Annotated in this window: 16 protein-coding genes; 3 read left to right on the top strand and 13 right to left on the bottom strand. The window is 65.5% G+C overall.

The features are described 5' to 3' along the window. Positions 1-33: 33 nt before the first annotated feature. On the top strand, positions 34-2,487 hold the full coding sequence (locus tag PVT67_RS07435) for a PAS domain-containing hybrid sensor histidine kinase/response regulator (RefSeq protein ID WP_301499273.1): 2,454 nt from the start codon (positions 34-36) through the stop codon (positions 2,485-2,487). Position 2,488: 1 nt separating this feature from the next. Continuing rightward, positions 2,489-3,631, top strand: a complete 1,143-nt coding sequence (locus PVT67_RS07430; protein ID WP_301499272.1) for a response regulator — start codon at positions 2,489-2,491, stop codon at positions 3,629-3,631. Here PVT67_RS07430 and PVT67_RS07425 read toward each other — a convergent pair. The 9 genes from PVT67_RS07425 to PVT67_RS07385 are packed head-to-tail and all read right to left on the bottom strand — an operon-like array spanning position 3,628 to position 11,857. Further along, on the bottom strand, positions 3,628-4,644 hold the full coding sequence (locus PVT67_RS07425) for a protein-glutamate methylesterase/protein-glutamine glutaminase (protein ID WP_301499271.1): 1,017 nt from the start codon (positions 4,642-4,644) through the stop codon (positions 3,628-3,630). The genes PVT67_RS07430 and PVT67_RS07425 overlap by 4 nt on opposite strands. Then, the gene (locus tag PVT67_RS07420) at positions 4,641-5,207 is read right to left on the bottom strand and encodes a hypothetical protein (protein WP_301499270.1); all 567 of its coding nucleotides are present in this window, start codon (positions 5,205-5,207) and stop codon (positions 4,641-4,643) included. The genes PVT67_RS07425 and PVT67_RS07420 overlap by 4 nt, the downstream gene beginning before the upstream one ends. After that, positions 5,204-6,013: a CheR family methyltransferase gene (locus PVT67_RS07415; protein ID WP_301499269.1), complete on the bottom strand. Its 810-nt coding sequence runs from the start codon at positions 6,011-6,013 to the stop codon at positions 5,204-5,206. The genes PVT67_RS07420 and PVT67_RS07415 overlap by 4 nt, the downstream gene beginning before the upstream one ends. Continuing rightward, positions 5,998-8,343: a methyl-accepting chemotaxis protein gene (locus PVT67_RS07410; protein ID WP_336407821.1), complete on the bottom strand. Its 2,346-nt coding sequence runs from the start codon at positions 8,341-8,343 to the stop codon at positions 5,998-6,000. Before PVT67_RS07410 ends, PVT67_RS07415 begins: the two co-directional genes overlap by 16 nt. After that, complete coding sequence (locus PVT67_RS07405; protein ID WP_301499268.1) at positions 8,340-8,813, bottom strand: chemotaxis protein CheW; 474 nt, start codon at positions 8,811-8,813, stop codon at positions 8,340-8,342. The genes PVT67_RS07410 and PVT67_RS07405 overlap by 4 nt, the downstream gene beginning before the upstream one ends. Next, on the bottom strand, positions 8,803-9,255 hold the full coding sequence (locus PVT67_RS07400; RefSeq protein WP_301499267.1) for a chemotaxis protein CheW: 453 nt from the start codon (positions 9,253-9,255) through the stop codon (positions 8,803-8,805). The genes PVT67_RS07405 and PVT67_RS07400 overlap by 11 nt, the downstream gene beginning before the upstream one ends. 8 nt (positions 9,256-9,263) lie before the next feature. Further along, positions 9,264-11,207 carry a chemotaxis protein CheA gene (locus PVT67_RS07395; RefSeq protein WP_336407820.1) on the bottom strand — a complete coding sequence of 648 codons (1,944 nt, stop codon included), beginning with the start codon at positions 11,205-11,207 and terminating at the stop codon, positions 9,264-9,266. 20 nt (positions 11,208-11,227) lie between these two features. Beyond that, positions 11,228-11,587: a response regulator gene (locus PVT67_RS07390; protein WP_301499265.1), complete on the bottom strand. Its 360-nt coding sequence runs from the start codon at positions 11,585-11,587 to the stop codon at positions 11,228-11,230. Positions 11,588-11,608: 21 nt separating this feature from the next. Then, positions 11,609-11,857, bottom strand: a complete 249-nt coding sequence (locus tag PVT67_RS07385) for an STAS domain-containing protein (RefSeq protein ID WP_301499264.1) — start codon at positions 11,855-11,857, stop codon at positions 11,609-11,611. A 122-nt stretch (positions 11,858-11,979) separates the two neighbouring features. On the opposite strand from PVT67_RS07385, the gene PVT67_RS07380 reads away from it, so the two are divergent. Continuing rightward, positions 11,980-12,777: a CLCA_X family protein gene (locus tag PVT67_RS07380; RefSeq protein ID WP_301499263.1), complete on the top strand. Its 798-nt coding sequence runs from the start codon at positions 11,980-11,982 to the stop codon at positions 12,775-12,777. 24 nt (positions 12,778-12,801) lie between these two features. Here the strand turns inward: PVT67_RS07380 and kdsB are convergent, their stop codons facing one another. Genes kdsB through msbA form a run of 4 tightly spaced genes read right to left on the bottom strand, consistent with a single transcriptional unit; the run spans position 12,802 to position 16,484 of the window. Beyond that, positions 12,802-13,560: a 3-deoxy-manno-octulosonate cytidylyltransferase gene (gene kdsB, locus PVT67_RS07375; RefSeq protein WP_301499262.1), complete on the bottom strand. Its 759-nt coding sequence runs from the start codon at positions 13,558-13,560 to the stop codon at positions 12,802-12,804. Continuing rightward, entirely contained in the window at positions 13,557-13,745 is a 189-nt protein-coding gene (locus PVT67_RS07370) for a Trm112 family protein (protein ID WP_301499261.1), read from the bottom strand. The genes kdsB and PVT67_RS07370 overlap by 4 nt, the downstream gene beginning before the upstream one ends. After that, positions 13,735-14,703 carry a tetraacyldisaccharide 4'-kinase gene (gene lpxK / locus PVT67_RS07365; RefSeq protein ID WP_301499260.1) on the bottom strand — a complete coding sequence of 323 codons (969 nt, stop codon included), beginning with the start codon at positions 14,701-14,703 and terminating at the stop codon, positions 13,735-13,737. The genes PVT67_RS07370 and lpxK overlap by 11 nt, the downstream gene beginning before the upstream one ends. Continuing rightward, positions 14,703-16,484: a lipid A export permease/ATP-binding protein MsbA gene (gene msbA, locus PVT67_RS07360; protein ID WP_301499259.1), complete on the bottom strand. Its 1,782-nt coding sequence runs from the start codon at positions 16,482-16,484 to the stop codon at positions 14,703-14,705. The genes lpxK and msbA overlap by 1 nt, the downstream gene beginning before the upstream one ends. Between the last annotated feature and the right edge of the window lie 5 nt (positions 16,485-16,489).

The raw sequence follows: 16,489 nt of genomic DNA, 5'->3' as shown, positions 1-16,489 counted from the left end.
CATACTTCGCACAGGGTCACGACAGGGACGCCAATGACAGCCTCCTCGCCACAGCTTGCCGCCCTTTGCTGGCAACCGGGTAACCGGCTTACCGCCATCTACCAGGACGGCAAGACCCTCCAATGCGGCACCCGGCACATGCTGCGCCAACTGTTCGGCAACCAGGCCCTGGCCAGGCTGAAGGAGCTTCGCCACAGCCTCAGCCACCAGGACAAGGCCGTGCTGGAACACCAGGGGCCGGACCGCCACCTCTGGCTGGTGGCCAGCCGGGACGGCGAGGAGGTGCGGATGCAGCTGCTGGAAGGGCAGCCGTCCCGCGACAGCACCCTGCTGCACCTGGTCGAAGACCTGGGGATAGGTTACTGGCACTGGCACCTGCCGACGGACCATTTCTTCTGGTCGCCCCAGGTGTTTCGCATCTTCGGCCTGCCCCGCAGCCACCCCACCTCCCTGGAAGACAGCCTGAGCCGCTTCCATTGCGACGATCAGCCCAAGCTGCGCGCCCTCATCAACGAGGCCCTGCAGGCCCCCACCCGCAAACGCCACCTGGGCAGCATACTTCGGGCCGACGGCCAGTGGCGCCAGATCAGCGTGCTGGGCATCAGCAGCGGCAAGGCCGGGGCCGTCACCGACCTCTTCGGCGTGGTCCAGGACGTCACAGAGCAGCAGCAGAGCCAGGCCCAGATAGAGCGACTGGCCATGGTCGCCGCCCAGGGCGGTATCGGGGCCTTCATCTGCAACGCCGAAGGCCACATCGCTTGGGGTAACCCGGCCTGCGAACGGCTGCTGGGCTACAAGCTGGACGAGATAAAGGGCAAGTCGCCCGCCACCATGCTGGGCAACGCCTGCCCCGAGGCTGCCGGCGCCATCCGCCGCGCCATGACCAGGGGCCAGCGCTTCGAAGGAGACCTCCATTACCCTCAAGGGGCCGGCTGCCCCTGGCTCCACCTCAATATCACCCCCCTATACCACCAGCTCAGCCATGACGGCTTCATCGGCATCCTCGACGACATCTCAGAGCGCAAGGCCAGCGAAGAAAGCCTCAAGCTGTACCAGGCCGCCTTCGACCAAGTGGAGGTGGGCATGCTGATCCTGGCGAAGGACAACCGCATCCATGAGGCCAACCCGGCCGCCTGCCGGCTGCTGGCCGAGCCGGGCCAAGCACTTAAGGGCCGCCAGTTTCCCGGCGGCTTCTTCCTGGCTTCGCCACAGCCGCGCAGCGGCGAAAGCAGCCAGGAGCTGAAACTGGCCGCCGATCCCGAACGCAGCATCTTCGTGCTGCGCTCCCCTGTCCAGGGGCCGGACGCCATCCCCTACCAGTTGGTGATGCTGAGGGAAACGACGGCCAGCCGCCGGGCCAACCGCCTGCTGCAGAGCAACCAGAAGATGGAGACCCTGGGCCAGCTGGTCTCGGGCCTGGCCCATGATTTCAACAACATCATCGGCATTATCCAGGGCAACCTGGAACTGCTGGACCTGCAACTGGAGGCCGAGCACAAGGGCCACAAGGCCATAGGCAACGCCCTCAAGGCCGCCCAGCGCGCCTCCGCCATCACCCGCCGCCTGTCCCAGTTCTCCCGCCAGGAGCCGGTGGCCAACCAGCCGGTGGCGGCCCACCAGGCGCTGCTGGATGCCGAAGAGCTGCTGTCGGCCAGCCTCGGCAAGGACATCCACCTGGAGGTGGAGCTGGACACCTGCTCTGGCACTGTCCGGGTGGACAAGGGCGACTTTGTCGACGCCCTGCTGAACCTCGCCTTCAACGCCCGTGACGCCTTGGGCCAAGAGGGAACCATACGCCTGTCCTGCCGCCCCGTGCTGCTGGGCAGCAAGATCCCCGGCCTGGATACCGAGACCCGGCCAGGCCCCTACACCGAATTCGTGGTGGCCGACAACGGCTGCGGCATAGCCCCAGAGCTGCACGACAAGGTGCTGGAGCCCTTCTTCACCACCAAGACCAGGGGCAAGGGCACCGGCCTTGGGCTGTCCATGGTCTACGGTTTCGTCAAGCGCTCCAAAGGCTACCTGGCGCTGCGCTCGGCCCCCGGTCAAGGCACCGCCGTCCATATCTGGCTGCCCCAGGCCTCCCAGGACAACCCCCTGGAGCCCGTCCTGGCCGAGGGAGACAGCGCCGTGCTGACCGGCAAGAAGCTGCTGCTGGTGGATGACGAAAAGGATCTGCTGGCGGTGATGGCGGCACTCCTGTCCCGCCTCGGCATGGTGGTGACCAGCTTCGACAATCCCTTCGACGCCAAGGCCGCCCTGGGCGGCGACTTCGACCTGCTGCTGTGCGACGTGGAGATGCCCGGCATGACGGGCTTCGACCTGGCCGAGGCCTTCGCCGGCCGCCAGGGCAAGCCGGTACTGCTGGTGTCGGGGCAGCTGTCCCAGGTACCGCAAGCCCTGGCCTCCCTGCCCCGCCTGGCCAAACCGGTAAGCCGCACCGATCTGCTGCGCGCCCTGGTCCAACTGCTACGCCCTAAGGAATGACATGGACAACCATATCCTCGTGATAGACGACGACCCCCAGTATCGGCAGCTCATTCAGGACTTGCTGGAAGGCCAGGTGGCCAAGCTGGGCCAGGCCGGCAGCAAGGCCGAAGCCCTGGCCTACTGCGAGCAGGAGCATCCCGACATACTGCTGCTGGACCTGGAGCTGCCGGATGGCGATGGCGTCCAGATAGCCGAGGAACTGGCGGCGGAAGACAGGGCCATCATCTTCGTCTCAGGGCACAACAGCCTGGAAGAACGGCTGCAGGCCTGGCAGGCAGGGGCCGCCGATTTCATCGCCAAGCCTTTCGCGTTGGCCGAGTTCCAGGCCCGCCTGGAGCACTGCAGCCAGTACCTGGCCAGCAAGCAGCAGCTTAGCGAACGGGAAGCCCGTTCCAGGGCCATGGCCTTCGCCTCCATGAAGGAGGCCTCCCAGTACGGCTTCATCACCCAGTTTTTCAAGAAATTGATGGCCTGCCAGGACGAGGAGCAGTTGGCGGATCTCTTCTTCGCCGCCGCCGACTTCTTCCAGTTCAAGGCCACCCTCTGCTTCCACCACCAGGGGCTGCACTTCTTCGGCCAGGGCCATCAGCCGGTCAGCCCTTTGGAGCAGAACATCTTCGACCTCCTGATAGGCCAGGGCCGGCTCTACCCTTTCGGCCAGCGGCTGATGGTCAACGACCAGCATGTCTCCTTCCTGGTCAAGGCCATGCCCCTAGAGGAAGCCGAGGCCGGCAAGCTGCGGGACGTGGTGGCGGTGCTGGTGGAAGGCATGGAGGCCAAGTGGCGGGATCTGCACCGCCAGCGCACCATGAAGCTGATGGTGGACGCTTTGCAGGGCTCCATGGGCGACCTGGCCAGCACCATACGCCAGTACGACGGCCGCCTCGATGCCCTGATCAGCAAGCTCAACAACGAGATCCGCCTGAGCTTCCATGTGCTGGAGCTCAACGAACAGCAGGAGGACTTCTTTACCCGCCTTATCGAGCAAGGGGCCGAAACCTTGAGGGAAACTGAAGGGGATCTGCGGGAACTGGAGGAAAGGCTCAAGACCATGTTGGCCCAGGTCCAGGCCGCCATGGCCATGGAAAAGGCGCCCGAGGTCCAGGCGCCGATGGACGAAGAGGAGGTGGAACTCTTCTAGGACGCCAGCAGCTTCATGGTCTCCATGGCCAGGGCGTCCAGCCCCAGCTTGCGCTGGGCCGCCCCGTTCTCCCAGGCGACCCTCGGCATCCCCCAGACCACGGCGCTCTCCTCGTCCTGCACCCAGGTCGTGGCGCCGCCCTCCGCCAAGGCCTTCATGCCGGCGGCCCCGTCCCGGCCCATGCCGGTCAGCAGCAGGGCCAGCATCTCCCCCGCCCCCGCCTGGGCAGCGGACTCGAACAAGACGTCCACCGCCGGCCTGTGGCGGCCGACCGGCTCACCGTCGAAAGCCTGGGCATAGAGGCGGCCGGCCCGCCGCACCAGGCGCATGTGCCTGTCTCCCGGCGCCACCCACACCTCTCCCGGCAGCAGGGGCTGCTCCTTCTCCAGCTCCTGCACCTTGAGCGGCGTCAGGCTGTCCAAGGTGCGGGTGAAGGCGCTGGAGAAGAAGGGCCTGATGTGCTGCACCACCAGGATCGGTGGCATGGTGGCCGGCCATTGGCAGAGCAACCGCTTGACGGCCTCTGTTCCGCCGGTACTGGCGCCGATGAGGATGGCCTCCAGGCGGCCGACGTTGACGCCCTGCACCCTCGGCGCCTTGGGGGCCCCCGGCTGCTGCAGCCGGGCCGAGGCCGCCACCTTCACCTTTTCCCTGAGCAACTCACCATAGGCCGCCAGGGCCCCTGTGGCGCTGGCGGGCTTGGGCACATAGTCCACGGCCCCCAGCTCCAGGGCCTGGAGCGTGACCTCGGCCCCGTGCTGGGTCAGGGTCGAGACCATCACCACCGGCAGGGGATGCAGGCGCATCAGGTTCTTGAGGAAGGCCAGGCCGTTCATCTTCGGCATCTCGATGTCCAGGGTCAGCACATCGGGTTTCAGTGCCTTGATGGCGTCGCGAGCCTCATAGGGGTCGGCGGCGCTGCCCACCACCTCCAGCTCCGGATCCCGGGCCAGCAGGTCGCTGATCAGGGCCCGCATCAACGGCGAGTCGTCCACCACCAGCACCCGGGTCATTTGAACAGCTCCACTCTGGTCTCCTGGGCTATGGCATTGGCCAGCCGCACCTCGCGCCGGATCAGGGTGTCGTTGGGCAGCTGTTTGAGCCGCTTGACCCAGGCCCGGCCGTCCTGGGGCTCGAACAGCACCTTGAGGGCCAGCTGGCCCCCCAGGCATTCCGACACCACCTGCAAGCCTTCCCTGGCCACGAAGCGGCGCACAAAATCGATGTTCATGTCCCCCACAGAGCCTTCACCGAAGACGCGGGCACCGCCAAAGAGCTTGGCCAGCAACCGGTCGCGGTGGGCCCCCAGGGCCAGCAGGCCGTTGATCAGGCTCTCCATGGCATGGGTGCCGTAGCGGTTGGCCTGGGACAGGGTGTCGGGATTGCCTTCTGGCAACATGAAATGGTTGAGGCCGCCGATGCGGGCCAGGGGATCCCAGACGCAGGCACAGACGCAGGAGCCCAGGGTGGTGGCCAGCAGCTCCTCGCCGCCGGTGACGAAATACTGCCCCGGCAGCACCTTGACCATGGTGCGCTCGCGGCTGGGGTCGAAGAAACGGTTGCAGGCCAGGCTCATACGGCTTCCCAGATGGTGTGGCCCAGGGAGCGGTAGCCCGGCTGGCCCTTGTCCATGCCCTCGGCATGGCCCAGCAGCAGGTAGCCGCCGGCTCGCAGATGTTGGCGAAAGCGCCCCAGCAGCTTGGACTGGGTCGCTTTATCAAAATAAATCATGACGTTGCGGCAGAATATGACGTCGAAAGGCTCGCGAAAGGGCCAGTCGTCCATCAGGTTGAGGCGCCGAAAGCTGACCAGCGCCCTGACCGCCTGGCGGGGTTTCATCCACCCGGCCTGGGCGCCTTTGCCCTTGAGGAAGCCGCTGTGGCGTATGGCTTGCGGTATGGCGGCGGCATCACCCAGGTCGTAAAGGCCGGCCTCTGCCGCTGCCAGCACCTGGGTGTTGAGATCCGTGGCCAGCACCTTGTCCTGGTGGCGCCCCAGGGCCACCAGCTGGGCGGCGATGGAATAGGGTTCTTCCCCCGTCGAGCAGGCGGCCGACCAGAGCCGCAGCGGCGCCGGGTGGCGCTCGGCCAGTTCGGCCAGGAAGGCAAAATGATGCTGTTCACGGAAGAACTGGGTCTTGTTGGTCGTCAAGGCGTTGACGAAGTGGGTCTGCTCCGCCGGCTGGCGCTCCAGCAGCTGGCAGTACTGGGCAAAGCTGTGCAGCCCCAGCTCGCGGATACGCCGGCTGAGGCGGCTGTAGACCAGCTTGTCCTTGTGGTCCAGCAAGCGGATCCCCGCCAGGGCGAAGATCCGTTGCCGGATAAAGGCAAAGTCGGCCGCCGTGAAGGCGAAGCCTTCGGGTGGGTTTAAAAGGACTCCCACTCTTCACCCTCGTCGGCCAGCCGGCCCTTGGCCTTGCGCGGGCTCTTGGCCTTGGCGGCCGGGGCTCTCTGCTGTTGCACCTCCTCGCCGTTGAAGAAGGCCATCAGCTGCACCAGCTGGCGCGCCTCGTCGAGGAGCGACTCTGAAGAGGCGGCCGCCTGCTCCACCAGGGCGGCGTTCTGCTGGGTCATCTCGTCCATCTGGGTGACGGCGCGGCTGACCTCGTCGATGCCGGTGGCCTGCTCCTGGCTGGCGACGTCGATCTGCTTCATCAGCTTGGTGACTTCTTCCACTGAGGCGACTATCTCGCTGAGGCGGGTGCCCGAATCCCCCACCAGCTTGGAGCCTTGGGAGACCTTGGCCACCGAGTCCTGGATCAGGGCCTTGATCTCCTTGGCGGCGCCGGCGCTGCGCTGGGCCAGGTTACGCACCTCAGAGGCCACCACCGCGAAGCCCCGGCCCTGCTCCCCGGCCCTGGCCGCTTCCACGGCGGCGTTCAGCGCCAGCAGGTTGGTCTGGAAGGCTATTTCGTCGATGACGCCGATGATGTCCGCTATCTTGCGGCTGGCGCTCTCGATCTCGGTCATGGCCTGCACCGCCTGGGTTACAACGGCGCCGCCGTCCTTGGCCCTGGTCATGGCCTCCTGGGCCTGGTTATTGGCCTGGCGGGCGTTGTCGGCGCTGGATTTGACCTGGGTCGCCAGGGCCTCCATGCTGGCCGCCGTTTGCTCCAGGCTGGACGCCTGCTCCTCGGTGCGCTGGGAGAGATCGTTGTTGCCCTGGGCTATCTCGGTGGAGGCGTTGGTGACCTTGGCGGCGGCGCCGTTGATCTGGGCCACCATGTCCTTAAGGTTGGCGATGCTGGTGTTGACGGCGTTGGCCAGGCGGCCGAACTCGCCGCCGAAGCTGTCCGACATGCTCTGGTTGAGGTCGCCGCTGGCCATGGCGCTCATCACCTGGATGCTTTCGCTCATGGGGCCGACCATGGCTTCCAGCAGGCTGTTGATGCCCTGGCCCAGGTTCCGCATGAAGCCCTGGTAACGGCTGACGTCGATGCGCTCGGCCAGTTCGCCGTCGGTGGCCTTGGCGATGAGGGCCGCCACCTGGCGCTGGGCGTCCTGCACTTCAGTGATATCCAGCCACTGCACTGCGGTGCCGATGTGGGTGCCTTTTTCATCCTTCATGGCGATGACGGTCAGTTCGAATTCCAGCTCCCCCACCGCGATATTGGCGCTGTGGGGCAGCTTGGACGGATCACCTATGATGCCCCGCTGGTGGCTGGGATCCTTGTGGAAGCGGTCTATGTTCTCGCCGATGAGCCTGTCCACGGCAAAGCCGGGGAAGGAGGCGGCCAGGGCCTGTTCGCGGCTCTTGAGCAGCCGGACCAGGGAGGGGTTCATGAAGACGATGCGGCCGTCGAGATCCGCCATCATCAGGTTGGTGGTCATGCCCTGTACCGCCGAGGCCAGGCGGCCCACCTCCAGCTGGCGGGTCCGTTCGTCGGTGACGTTACGCCATTCCAGGGTGTTGCCGATGTAGGTGCCGGCGCCGTCGCGGATCACCGAGACATTGAGCTCTATGGCGATGCCGTCGATCAGGATGTCGGTGCAGTAGGGCAGGTTGTCCGGGTTGGCCAGCAGCTGGCGCTGGTGTTCTGGCCTCCTGTGGAACTCGTCGATGCAGCGTCCCAGCAGCCAGGCTTCCTCGGCCTGGAAGTTGGGCCAGACCTTGCGAAAATGCCCCTGCTGCTCGCGGAACAAGGCCAGGGAGGACTCGTTGACGTAGGTGATCTTGAAGTCGCGGTCTATGGTGACGATGGCGGTCTGGGCCTGGTCGACGGTGGAGCGCAGCCGGGCGATATCCGCCTCCTGCTGGCGCTGGCCTGTGACGTCCGCCCACTCCAGGCTGGAGCCCACATGGCGGCCGTCACCATCCATGATGGCCCCCACCGTCAGCTGCAACTTGAGGTGCCCTATCTTGATGTCGGTCTGGTAGGGCAGGTTGCGGGGATCGCTCAGCAGTTGGCGCTGGTGGGCGGGGTTCTTGTGGAAGCCATCGATGCAGCGCCCCATCAGGTAGTCGTTGCTGGCCCTGAAGTCGGGCCAAATGGATTGGAACACCGCTTCGTGGGTCTTGAACAGCACCAGGCTCTGGTGGTTGAAGTAGGTGATCCTGAGATCGCGGTCGACGATCATCATGGCGGTCTGGGTGGCATCCAGGGCCGCCTTGAGGTGGGCCTTGCTGATCCCCTGGGTATCGTCAGACCTGGCTCCCAGACGGCCGCTCTGCCTGGAGAAGAACTGCCCCAACTTGCGCATTGGATTGGTCATGAGTGGCTCTCCTCCTTCGAGAAAGCGTTGTCTATCAGTGAGAAAACCTCTTCCAGATCAAAGAGGTGATTGACGTCCAGTAGCAGCAGCAGGCTGTCTTCCAGTTCCATCACCCCGCAAAGGAAACCCTGATCGAGGTGCCGGCCCATGGGCGGGGGCGCCTTGATCTGCCCTGTCTCCGGCTGCAGCACGTCGGCGACGGCATCCACCACCAGCCCCAGGGGCGAATCCCCCTGCTGCACCACTATCACTACTGTGGTGGGCTCGAGGCGGGTGGGACCCAGGCCCAGGCGGGCCCCCAGATCCAGCACCGGCATGGGCTGCTCGCGCAGCATCATCAACCCCAACAGCTGAGGTGGCGCGTCCGGCACCTTGCGCGGTTTCTGCCAGCCGCGGATCTCCCGCACCACTTCGATGGGCAGGGCAAAGAGCTGGTCGGCACATTGGAAGGTCAGGAGTTCAGGCCGCATCCTCGTCCTCCAGGCAGGGAACCCTGCCGATGTCCATCAGGGCATCCACGTCCAGAATCGCCACCACCTGCTGCTGGTGGCGCACCAGGGTATTGAGGAAGGGCAGCACGCTGCTGTGGGCATTGAGCTTGGCCGCCACCCCCTGCAGCTCGTCCAGGCTCAGCACGTCCGAGACGGCGTCCACCACCAGCCCCATCAGCCGCTCCTCGGCGTTGCCGAGGATCAGGGTGACGGTGTTGGCGTCGTACTGCTGGGCCCCGATACCGAAGCGCAGCCGCAGATCGAGGATGGGCACCACCATGCCGCGCAGGTTGATGACGCCGCTGACATAGTCAGGCACCGCCGGCAGCCGGGTCGGGGCCGACCAGACCCGGATCTCCCGCACCCGCAGTATGTCCACCGCGAAACGTTCTTTGCCCAGCAGGAAGGTCAGGCATTCCATGGCGTCTCCTAGGCGGCGCTGGCCGCGTCCGCATCGCTTTCCCGGCCCACGTGGCGGGCCACCAGGCCAGGGATGTCGAGGATGAGGCAGACCTTGCCGTCACCGAGTATGGTGGCCCCGGAGATCCCCGGCAGCCGCCGAAAATTCTGCTCCAAGGATTTGATCACCACCTGCTGCTGGGCCAGCAGGGCATCCACCACCAGCCCCAGCTTGCGCCCGGCCGCCTCCACCACGCACAAGAGCGGCATAGACCCTTCCTCGCCTTTGGTGCCCAGCAGTTCAGAGAGCCAGAGTACCGGCAAGGTCTGCTGGCGAAGCTGGTAGAAGACGACGCCGCCACCGGCCTTTTGCAGGCAATCCGGCTCCAGCTTCAAGGACTCGACGATGTTGATGAGGGGAATGACGAAGAGCTCTTCCCCCACCGCCACCAGTTGGCCGTCGAGTATGGCCATGGTCAGGGGCAGGCGGATGCGAAAAAGGGTGCCGCGCCCTGGCTGGGACTGGATCTCGACACTGCCGCCGAGGGCCAGGATGTTGCGCTTGACCACGTCCATGCCGACACCGCGGCCGGACAGATCCGAGACGGTGGCGGCGGTGGAAAAACCGGGGGCGAAGATGAGATCGAACAGCTGGGCGTCGGAAAAATCCTCCCGGCGGCGGCCCTGGATCAGGGGTAGCTGCTTCTCGCAGGCCTTTTCCCAGATCCGCCCCTTGTCGAGGCCGGCGCCGTCGTCCTGGATGTCGATGACCACGTTGCCCCCCTCGTGGCGGGCGGCCAGGGTCAGGGTGCCGCTGGCCGCCTTACCCTGTTGGCGGCGTTTGGCCGGGCTTTCGATGCCGTGATCCAGGGCATTGCGCACCATGTGCACCAAAGGATCGCTGATGCGCTCCAACACCGTCTTGTCCAGCTCTGTCTGCTGGCCGACCAGCTTGAGTTCCACTTCCTTGCCCAGCTGCTGGGCAAGGTCGCGCACCAGCCGCGGGAAGCGGTTGAAGGCGAAGCTGATGGGCAGCATGCGGATCCCCAGCACGCTTTCCTGCAGGGCCTTGGTGTTGCTCTTGAGCAGCGACAGGCCGCGGTCGAGGCGTTCCTGGATCTCGCCGCCCTCCCCTTCCAGGGCCGCCAGCATGGACTGGGTGATCACCAGTTCCCCCACCAGGTTGATGAGCTGGTCTATCTTGCGGATGTCGATACGGATGCTCTGTTCCAGCTGGCCCTGTCTGGCCTGGCCCTCGGCGGCGGCCTGTTCCTGGGGCTTGGCCTCGGTGGCCTGGCGTTGCAGCTCGATGTCGCACTCGTCCTCCACCCAGGAGAAGATCTCGCGGATCTCCTCCTCAGGCACGGCGGCCGGCCCATCCAGGGTCCAACTCAGGTAGCAGCTTTGGGGGTCGAAGTCCGGCTCGAAAAGGCGGCCCGTCTCGGTGGCCGTCACCGCAAAGCCCAGGGTCTTGAGCTCCCGCAGCAGCCGCAGCGGCTCGTTGCCGCTGGCAAGGATGCCCTCATGGGGCTTGAAGCTTAGGTGCCAGGGGCCTTCCCCAGCGATGGCCTCAAAGGCCGTCTCCGCCGGCTGTGCCTCCAGGGCCAGCAGCGCCGCCAGCTCGGCCTTGACCCTGGCCGCCGCCTCGCTTTGGCCAGGGCCGCCGGCCTGGGCATCGTCCCGCATCTGGCTGATGACGTCCGTCGCCTTGAGCATCAGGGCCGCCAGGGCCGGCGCGGCGCGGCGCTTGCCAGAGCGCAACTCGTCGAGCAGGGTTTCCAGCAGGTGGGTGAACTGGCTCATGGCCGAAAGGCCGAAGGTGCCGGCGCCGCCCTTGATGGAATGGGCGGCCCTGAACACCCTGTTGATCACTTCCTCGTCGGCCTTGCCCTGCTCCATCAGCAGCAGATCGGCCTCCAGCACGGCCAGGTTCTCGCTGCACTCTTCCAAGAAGATCTGGCGGAAACGATCCATGTCCAGTTCCATGAGGACCTCTAGATGACTTTGCCCAGGGTCTTGAGCAGGGTGTCCGGGTTGAAGGGTTTGACTATCCAGCCGGTGGCGCCTGCGGCCTTGCCTTCGGATTTCATTTCGGGGGAGCTTTCGGTGGTGAGGATGAGGATGGGGGTAAACTGGTAGTCGGGCAGGTCGCGAAGGGCTTTGGTGAGGCCTATGCCGTCGAGGTTCGGCATGTTGACGTCTGAGATCACCACATCGAATTTGCGCTCCCTCGCCAGGGCCAGGGCCTTGGCGCCGTCCTCGGCGCATTGGACCTGGTAACCTGCACTTTCCAGGGTAAACTGCACCATTTCCCGGATGGAAACGGAGTCATCCGCAGCCAGTATTGTCGTCATCGCATGTCCCTATTGGTTTTATCAAGGCAATGCAAGCAAGGTATCGACGCCTGCCAAGGAGGCGGCGTTCTTCAAAGGCTCACTGACCGCCAGCCATTGCAGGCTGTTGGCCGCACCCAGACGTAACAGCAGCTGCAAACCGGCGACGTCGACCTGCTCGACGCTGCCGCCGTCCAGTTGCAGTTGTTGCTGGCTCAGATCCCGCCATTGGCTCCAGAGGGAAGGGGCCTGGCCGACATCGAGGCGTTGCGGTAGTGTCAGCGGCGCCATGTTTAGCTTTTGTTAACATTTGACAATGCTAGTTATAGCAAGGCTGGTCAGCTTTGCCCGGGCTGCTACAAAAATAAGCCTAAAACCATGACGTAGAACGGCATCTTGCCGACGGAGCTCACTTGTCCACCCCATCCCGACTGCACAGAGACTACTGGCGCCGCGGCCCCGATTACCGCTTTGGCGAGGACAGGACCTTTGCCGAGGTGAGGGACCAGTTCGGCCTGGCCGGCGTCAGGGTGGGGGCCTGGGTCAGTGCCGAGGAACAGCAGCTGGCCGCCAACCTGGTCTTCGACGCCCTGGCCGACCTGGCCTGGGTGCTCAAGGTGCCGCCCTGGACCCTGGGCCTGCGCGGCCAGTTGCAGCTGGCCTTCGGCACCAGGGGCAGCCCAGGGGCCCAGGCCCACTACGAGCCGGCCACCCGCATCCTGGCCCTGGCCAAGAACGCCGGTGGCGGCGCCCTGGCCCACGAGTTCTGGCACGCCTTCGACCATCACGTCGCGGCCCATCTCTACCCCGGCTGCCCGCCAAGGGCCCTGGCCTCCCATCTCTGGCTCAAGCGCCCTTCGCTGCGTGCCCATCCCCTCAACCTGGCCCTGGCCGAGGTGTTCAAGCAGGCATTGCTCAGCGAGGACGGCCAGGCACCAAGCGACTATGTGCGCCGGGCCATCGCCCTCGACAAACAGCTCGGTCGCCCCTACTACAGCCAGCCCACCGAGCTGCTGGCCCGGGCCTTCGAGTCTTTCGTGCAGGACGACAGGGAGATCGCCAACCCCTATCTGGTGACCGGGACCCACAAAAGCGCGGCGGCCAAGGAAGGGGCCTACCCGCAAGGGCAGCACAGGCGCGCCCTGGGCCAGGCCTTTGGCCGCTACTTTGCGCTGCTGGGCCAGGCTCTGGCGCGCCAGGAGCAACCATGAAAAAGCCGCCCTTAGGCGGCTTTCTTATTGCTCCAGCAGGCGGTTGACCCGCTCGAGGTCGGCCGGGGTGTCGATGCCGGCCGGCGGCAGTTCGCAGGCGTCGGCGACGACGATGCGTTCGCCATGCCAGAGCACCCGCAGCTGCTCCAGGGCTTCGAGCTGCTCCAGGGGGCTGACGGCGAGGCCCGCGTAGCGGCGCAGGAAGCCGGCGCGGTAGGCATAGATCCCGAGGTGGCGGCGCAGCAGGCCGCCTTCCAGCTGCGGCGCTTCACCGGCCAGCAGGCGGGCCCGCTGGGCCGGTATCGAGGCGCGGCTGAAATAGAGCGCCAGGCCGTTCTTGTCGGTCACCACCTTGACGGCATTGGGATTGACCGCCTCGTCAAGGTCATGGATGGGGGTGGCCAGGGTCGCCACCGCCGCTTGTGGGTGGGCCTCGAGCAGCTCTGCCACCTGGCGGATCACGGCCGGCGGCACCAGAGGCTCGTCACCCTGGACGTTGACGACGATGGCGTCGTCAGCCAGGCCCAGGCGCTCGGCCACTTCCGCCAGGCGGTCGGTGCCGGACTCGTGGTCAGGGGAGGTCATCATCACCTGGCCGCCGGCCCCTTGGACCAGGGCCTCGATGCGCCCGTCATCGGTGGCGACCCAAACGTCGATGGCTCCGGCCGCCTTGGCCTTTTCCAGGACGTGCAGCACCATGGCCTTGCCCCCCACTTCCAGCAGGGGTTTGCCCGGCAGCCGGGTGGAGGCATGGCGGGCGGGGATCACCACCAGGAAGCTCAAGGCAGCACCTCGTCCAGCTCCAGCTTACGGGCTTCGTCGGGCAGCATCACGGGGATGTCGCCCCTGATGGGGTAAGCCAGCTTGTCAAAGCTGCACCAGAGCTCGTTCTTGTCTTCAACCAGTTTGACCTTACCCTTGCAGATGGGGCAGGCGATGATGTCCAGCAAACGCTTATCAAAGGCCATGACGGCTCCTTAAGATCTCGAGAAGGGCCTCGCCGAGGTTGGGCCCGAAGGCGGCCTCGACCGGCACATAATACCAAGAGTCGGCGGCGAAGGGCTGGCACTTGACCGCGTCTTTTTCGGTCATCAGCAGGGTCCCTTCGACACCGGCAAAATCCGCTGCGCTAAAGGCATGGTGGTCGGCGAAAGCGAGGCGCCGTTCCAGCTCGAGGCCGCGCTGGGCAAGGCTGGCAAAGAAGCGCCCCGGGTTGCCGATGCCGGCCGCCGCCTTGACCCTGGCAGGCAGCTGCTCCCAGGGCAGCTCCACATCGTCCGCCACCCGTTTGGGCAGGCCCTGGTTGAGGGTCATGGCGTACTGGCCAGGGCCGGCCATGCCGCCGTTGACCACCACGAAATCCACCTTGTCCAGCCGCCAAGCCCCCTCTCGCAAGGGTCCGGACGGCAGCAGCCAGCCGTTGCCGAGGCGCCGCTCGCCGTCCATCACCACTATCTCGATGTCCCTGGACAGGGCGTAATGCTGGAGGCCATCGTCGCTGATGATCACATCGACATCCTGGTCGGCCAGCAGCAACTCTATGGCGGCGCGCCTGTCGGGCCCCACCGCCATGGGAAGGCCGCTGCGCTTGGCCAGCAGCCGCGCCTCGTCACCAACCGCCGCCGCCGGGCTGTCCGCCTTAACCAGGGCCGGGAAAGGCCCCTTGGCGCCGTAGCCGCGGGCGATAAGGCCGGGTTTGAGGCCGGCTTCCTTGAGGCTTTCGGCCAGGGCCAGCACCACCGGGGTCTTGCCATTGCCCCCCACCGACAGGTTGCCGACGATGATGACCGGTACCGGCGCTCTGTAGACCTTTTTCAGGCCCAGGCGGAACAGCAGGCGGCGCAGGGCCGAGACCAGCCAGAAGAGGCCGGTCAGGGGCGACAGCAGCCAGGCCTGCCAGCCGGCCTTCTGGTACCAGAAGTCCATCAGTTGCCGAACTGCATCTTATAGAGGCCGGCGTAGGCACCGTCTTTGGCCAGCAGCTGCTCGTGGCTGCCCTGCTCTATGATGGCGCCCTGGTCCAGCACCAGGATCTGGTCGGCCTTCTCGATGGTGGAGAGCCGGTGGGCTATGACCAGGGAAGTGCGGTTCTGCTGCAAGGCTTCCAGGCCCGCCTGGATATGGCGCTCTGACTCGGTGTCGAGGGCCGAGGTGGCCTCGTCGAGGATAAGGAGCGGCGCGTCCCGCAAAAGGGCCCGGGCTATGGCGATGCGCTGGCGCTGGCCACCCGAGAGCATGACGCCGTTCTCGCCGATGACGGTGTCGAGGCCTTCTGGCATCCGCTCGATGAATTCCATGGCGTGGGCCCTGGTGGCGGCCTGGATGATGGCCTCGCGGCTCACCTCCCCTTCCATGCCGTAGGCGATGTTGGCGGCGATGCTGTCGTTGAAGAGGTAGACCTGCTGGCTGACCACGGCGAACTGGCGGCGCAGATCCCGCAGCCGGTAGTCGCGCAGATCCTCGCCGTCGAGGCGGATATGGCCGCTGTCGATGTCGTAGAAGCGGGTCAGCAGCGAGCTGATGGTGGTCTTGCCGGAGCCGGAACGGCCCACCAGGGCCACCGTCTTGCCGGCCGGCACCTGGAAGCTGATGTGTTTGAGGGCCGGTGCGTCCTTACCGGGGTAGCTGAACACCACGTCCTCGAAGCGGATGTCGCCCTTGGGCTTGTCCAAGGACAGGGTGCCTTGGTCCACTTCGGTGTCCTTGTCCAGTACCGTGAAGATGGAGTCGGCGGCGGCGATGCCCCGCTGCAGCTCGGCATTGACGTTGGTGAGCTGCTTGATGGGGGTCATCATGGCCAGCATGGCGGACACCAGGGACACGAAGTCGCCCATGGTCAGGCTGCCCTGGGCGGCCAGCTTGCCGGCCATGAACAGCACTATGGCAAGGCCCACACCGGCCAGCAGCTGGATGATGGCGTCAGAGCTGCCCTGGGTGGCCAGCACCTTCATGTTCTGTTGGCGGTTGTGGTTGTTGATGGCGTCGAACCGCTGGGACTCCATGGCCTCGGCGCCAAACAGCTTCATCACCTTGTTGCCGCTGACCATCTGTTCGGACTTGTCGGTCACCATGCCCATGGCGGCCTGGATCCGCAGGCCCAGCTTGCGAAAGCGGGAAGAGACCTTTTTCACGGCGAAGGCGATGGGGGGAATGACCAAGAAGAACACCATGGTCAGCTCCCAGCTGTAGCTGAACATGGTGTAGAGCAGGAAGAGCACCAGGGCCCCCTGTCGGACCACGGTCAGCAGCGAATTGGTGACGGAATTGGCCACCAGCTCAACGTCGAAGGTGATCTTGGAGATGAGGCTGCCGGAGCTGGCCTTGTCGAACTCCTGGATGGGGAAGCGGATCATCTTCTCGAACAGTTCCTGGCGCAGGGCGCGCACCACGTGCCGCCCGACCCAGGCCAGGCCGTAGCGGGCCATGAAGGAGCTCAGGCCCCTGGCCACGAAGAGGCCTATGACCACCAAAGGCGCCAGCATGAAGAGATCGTTGGCGGGGTTGGTGAGCAGGCCGGCGCTGTCGACACTGGGTTTGCCGCTGAAGGACTTGTCCAGGAAGGGACCCATCAGGTAGAGGAAAGAGGCCTCGAAACCGGCGTTGGCCACCATGCCGACGATGGACAATACCAGGCCCATGCGAAAGGGCACGGCATACTTCAAAAGGCGTTTGTAGGTCCCAAGACGAGAGGACGAATGTTCAGACATGGAGT

The sequence above is a fragment of the Gallaecimonas kandeliae genome (genome assembly GCF_030450055.1).
Lineage (GTDB): Bacteria > Pseudomonadota > Gammaproteobacteria > Enterobacterales > Gallaecimonadaceae > Gallaecimonas > Gallaecimonas kandeliae.
Note: the sequence above shows the minus strand (reverse complement) of the source record. Positions and strands in the feature narration are given on the sequence as shown.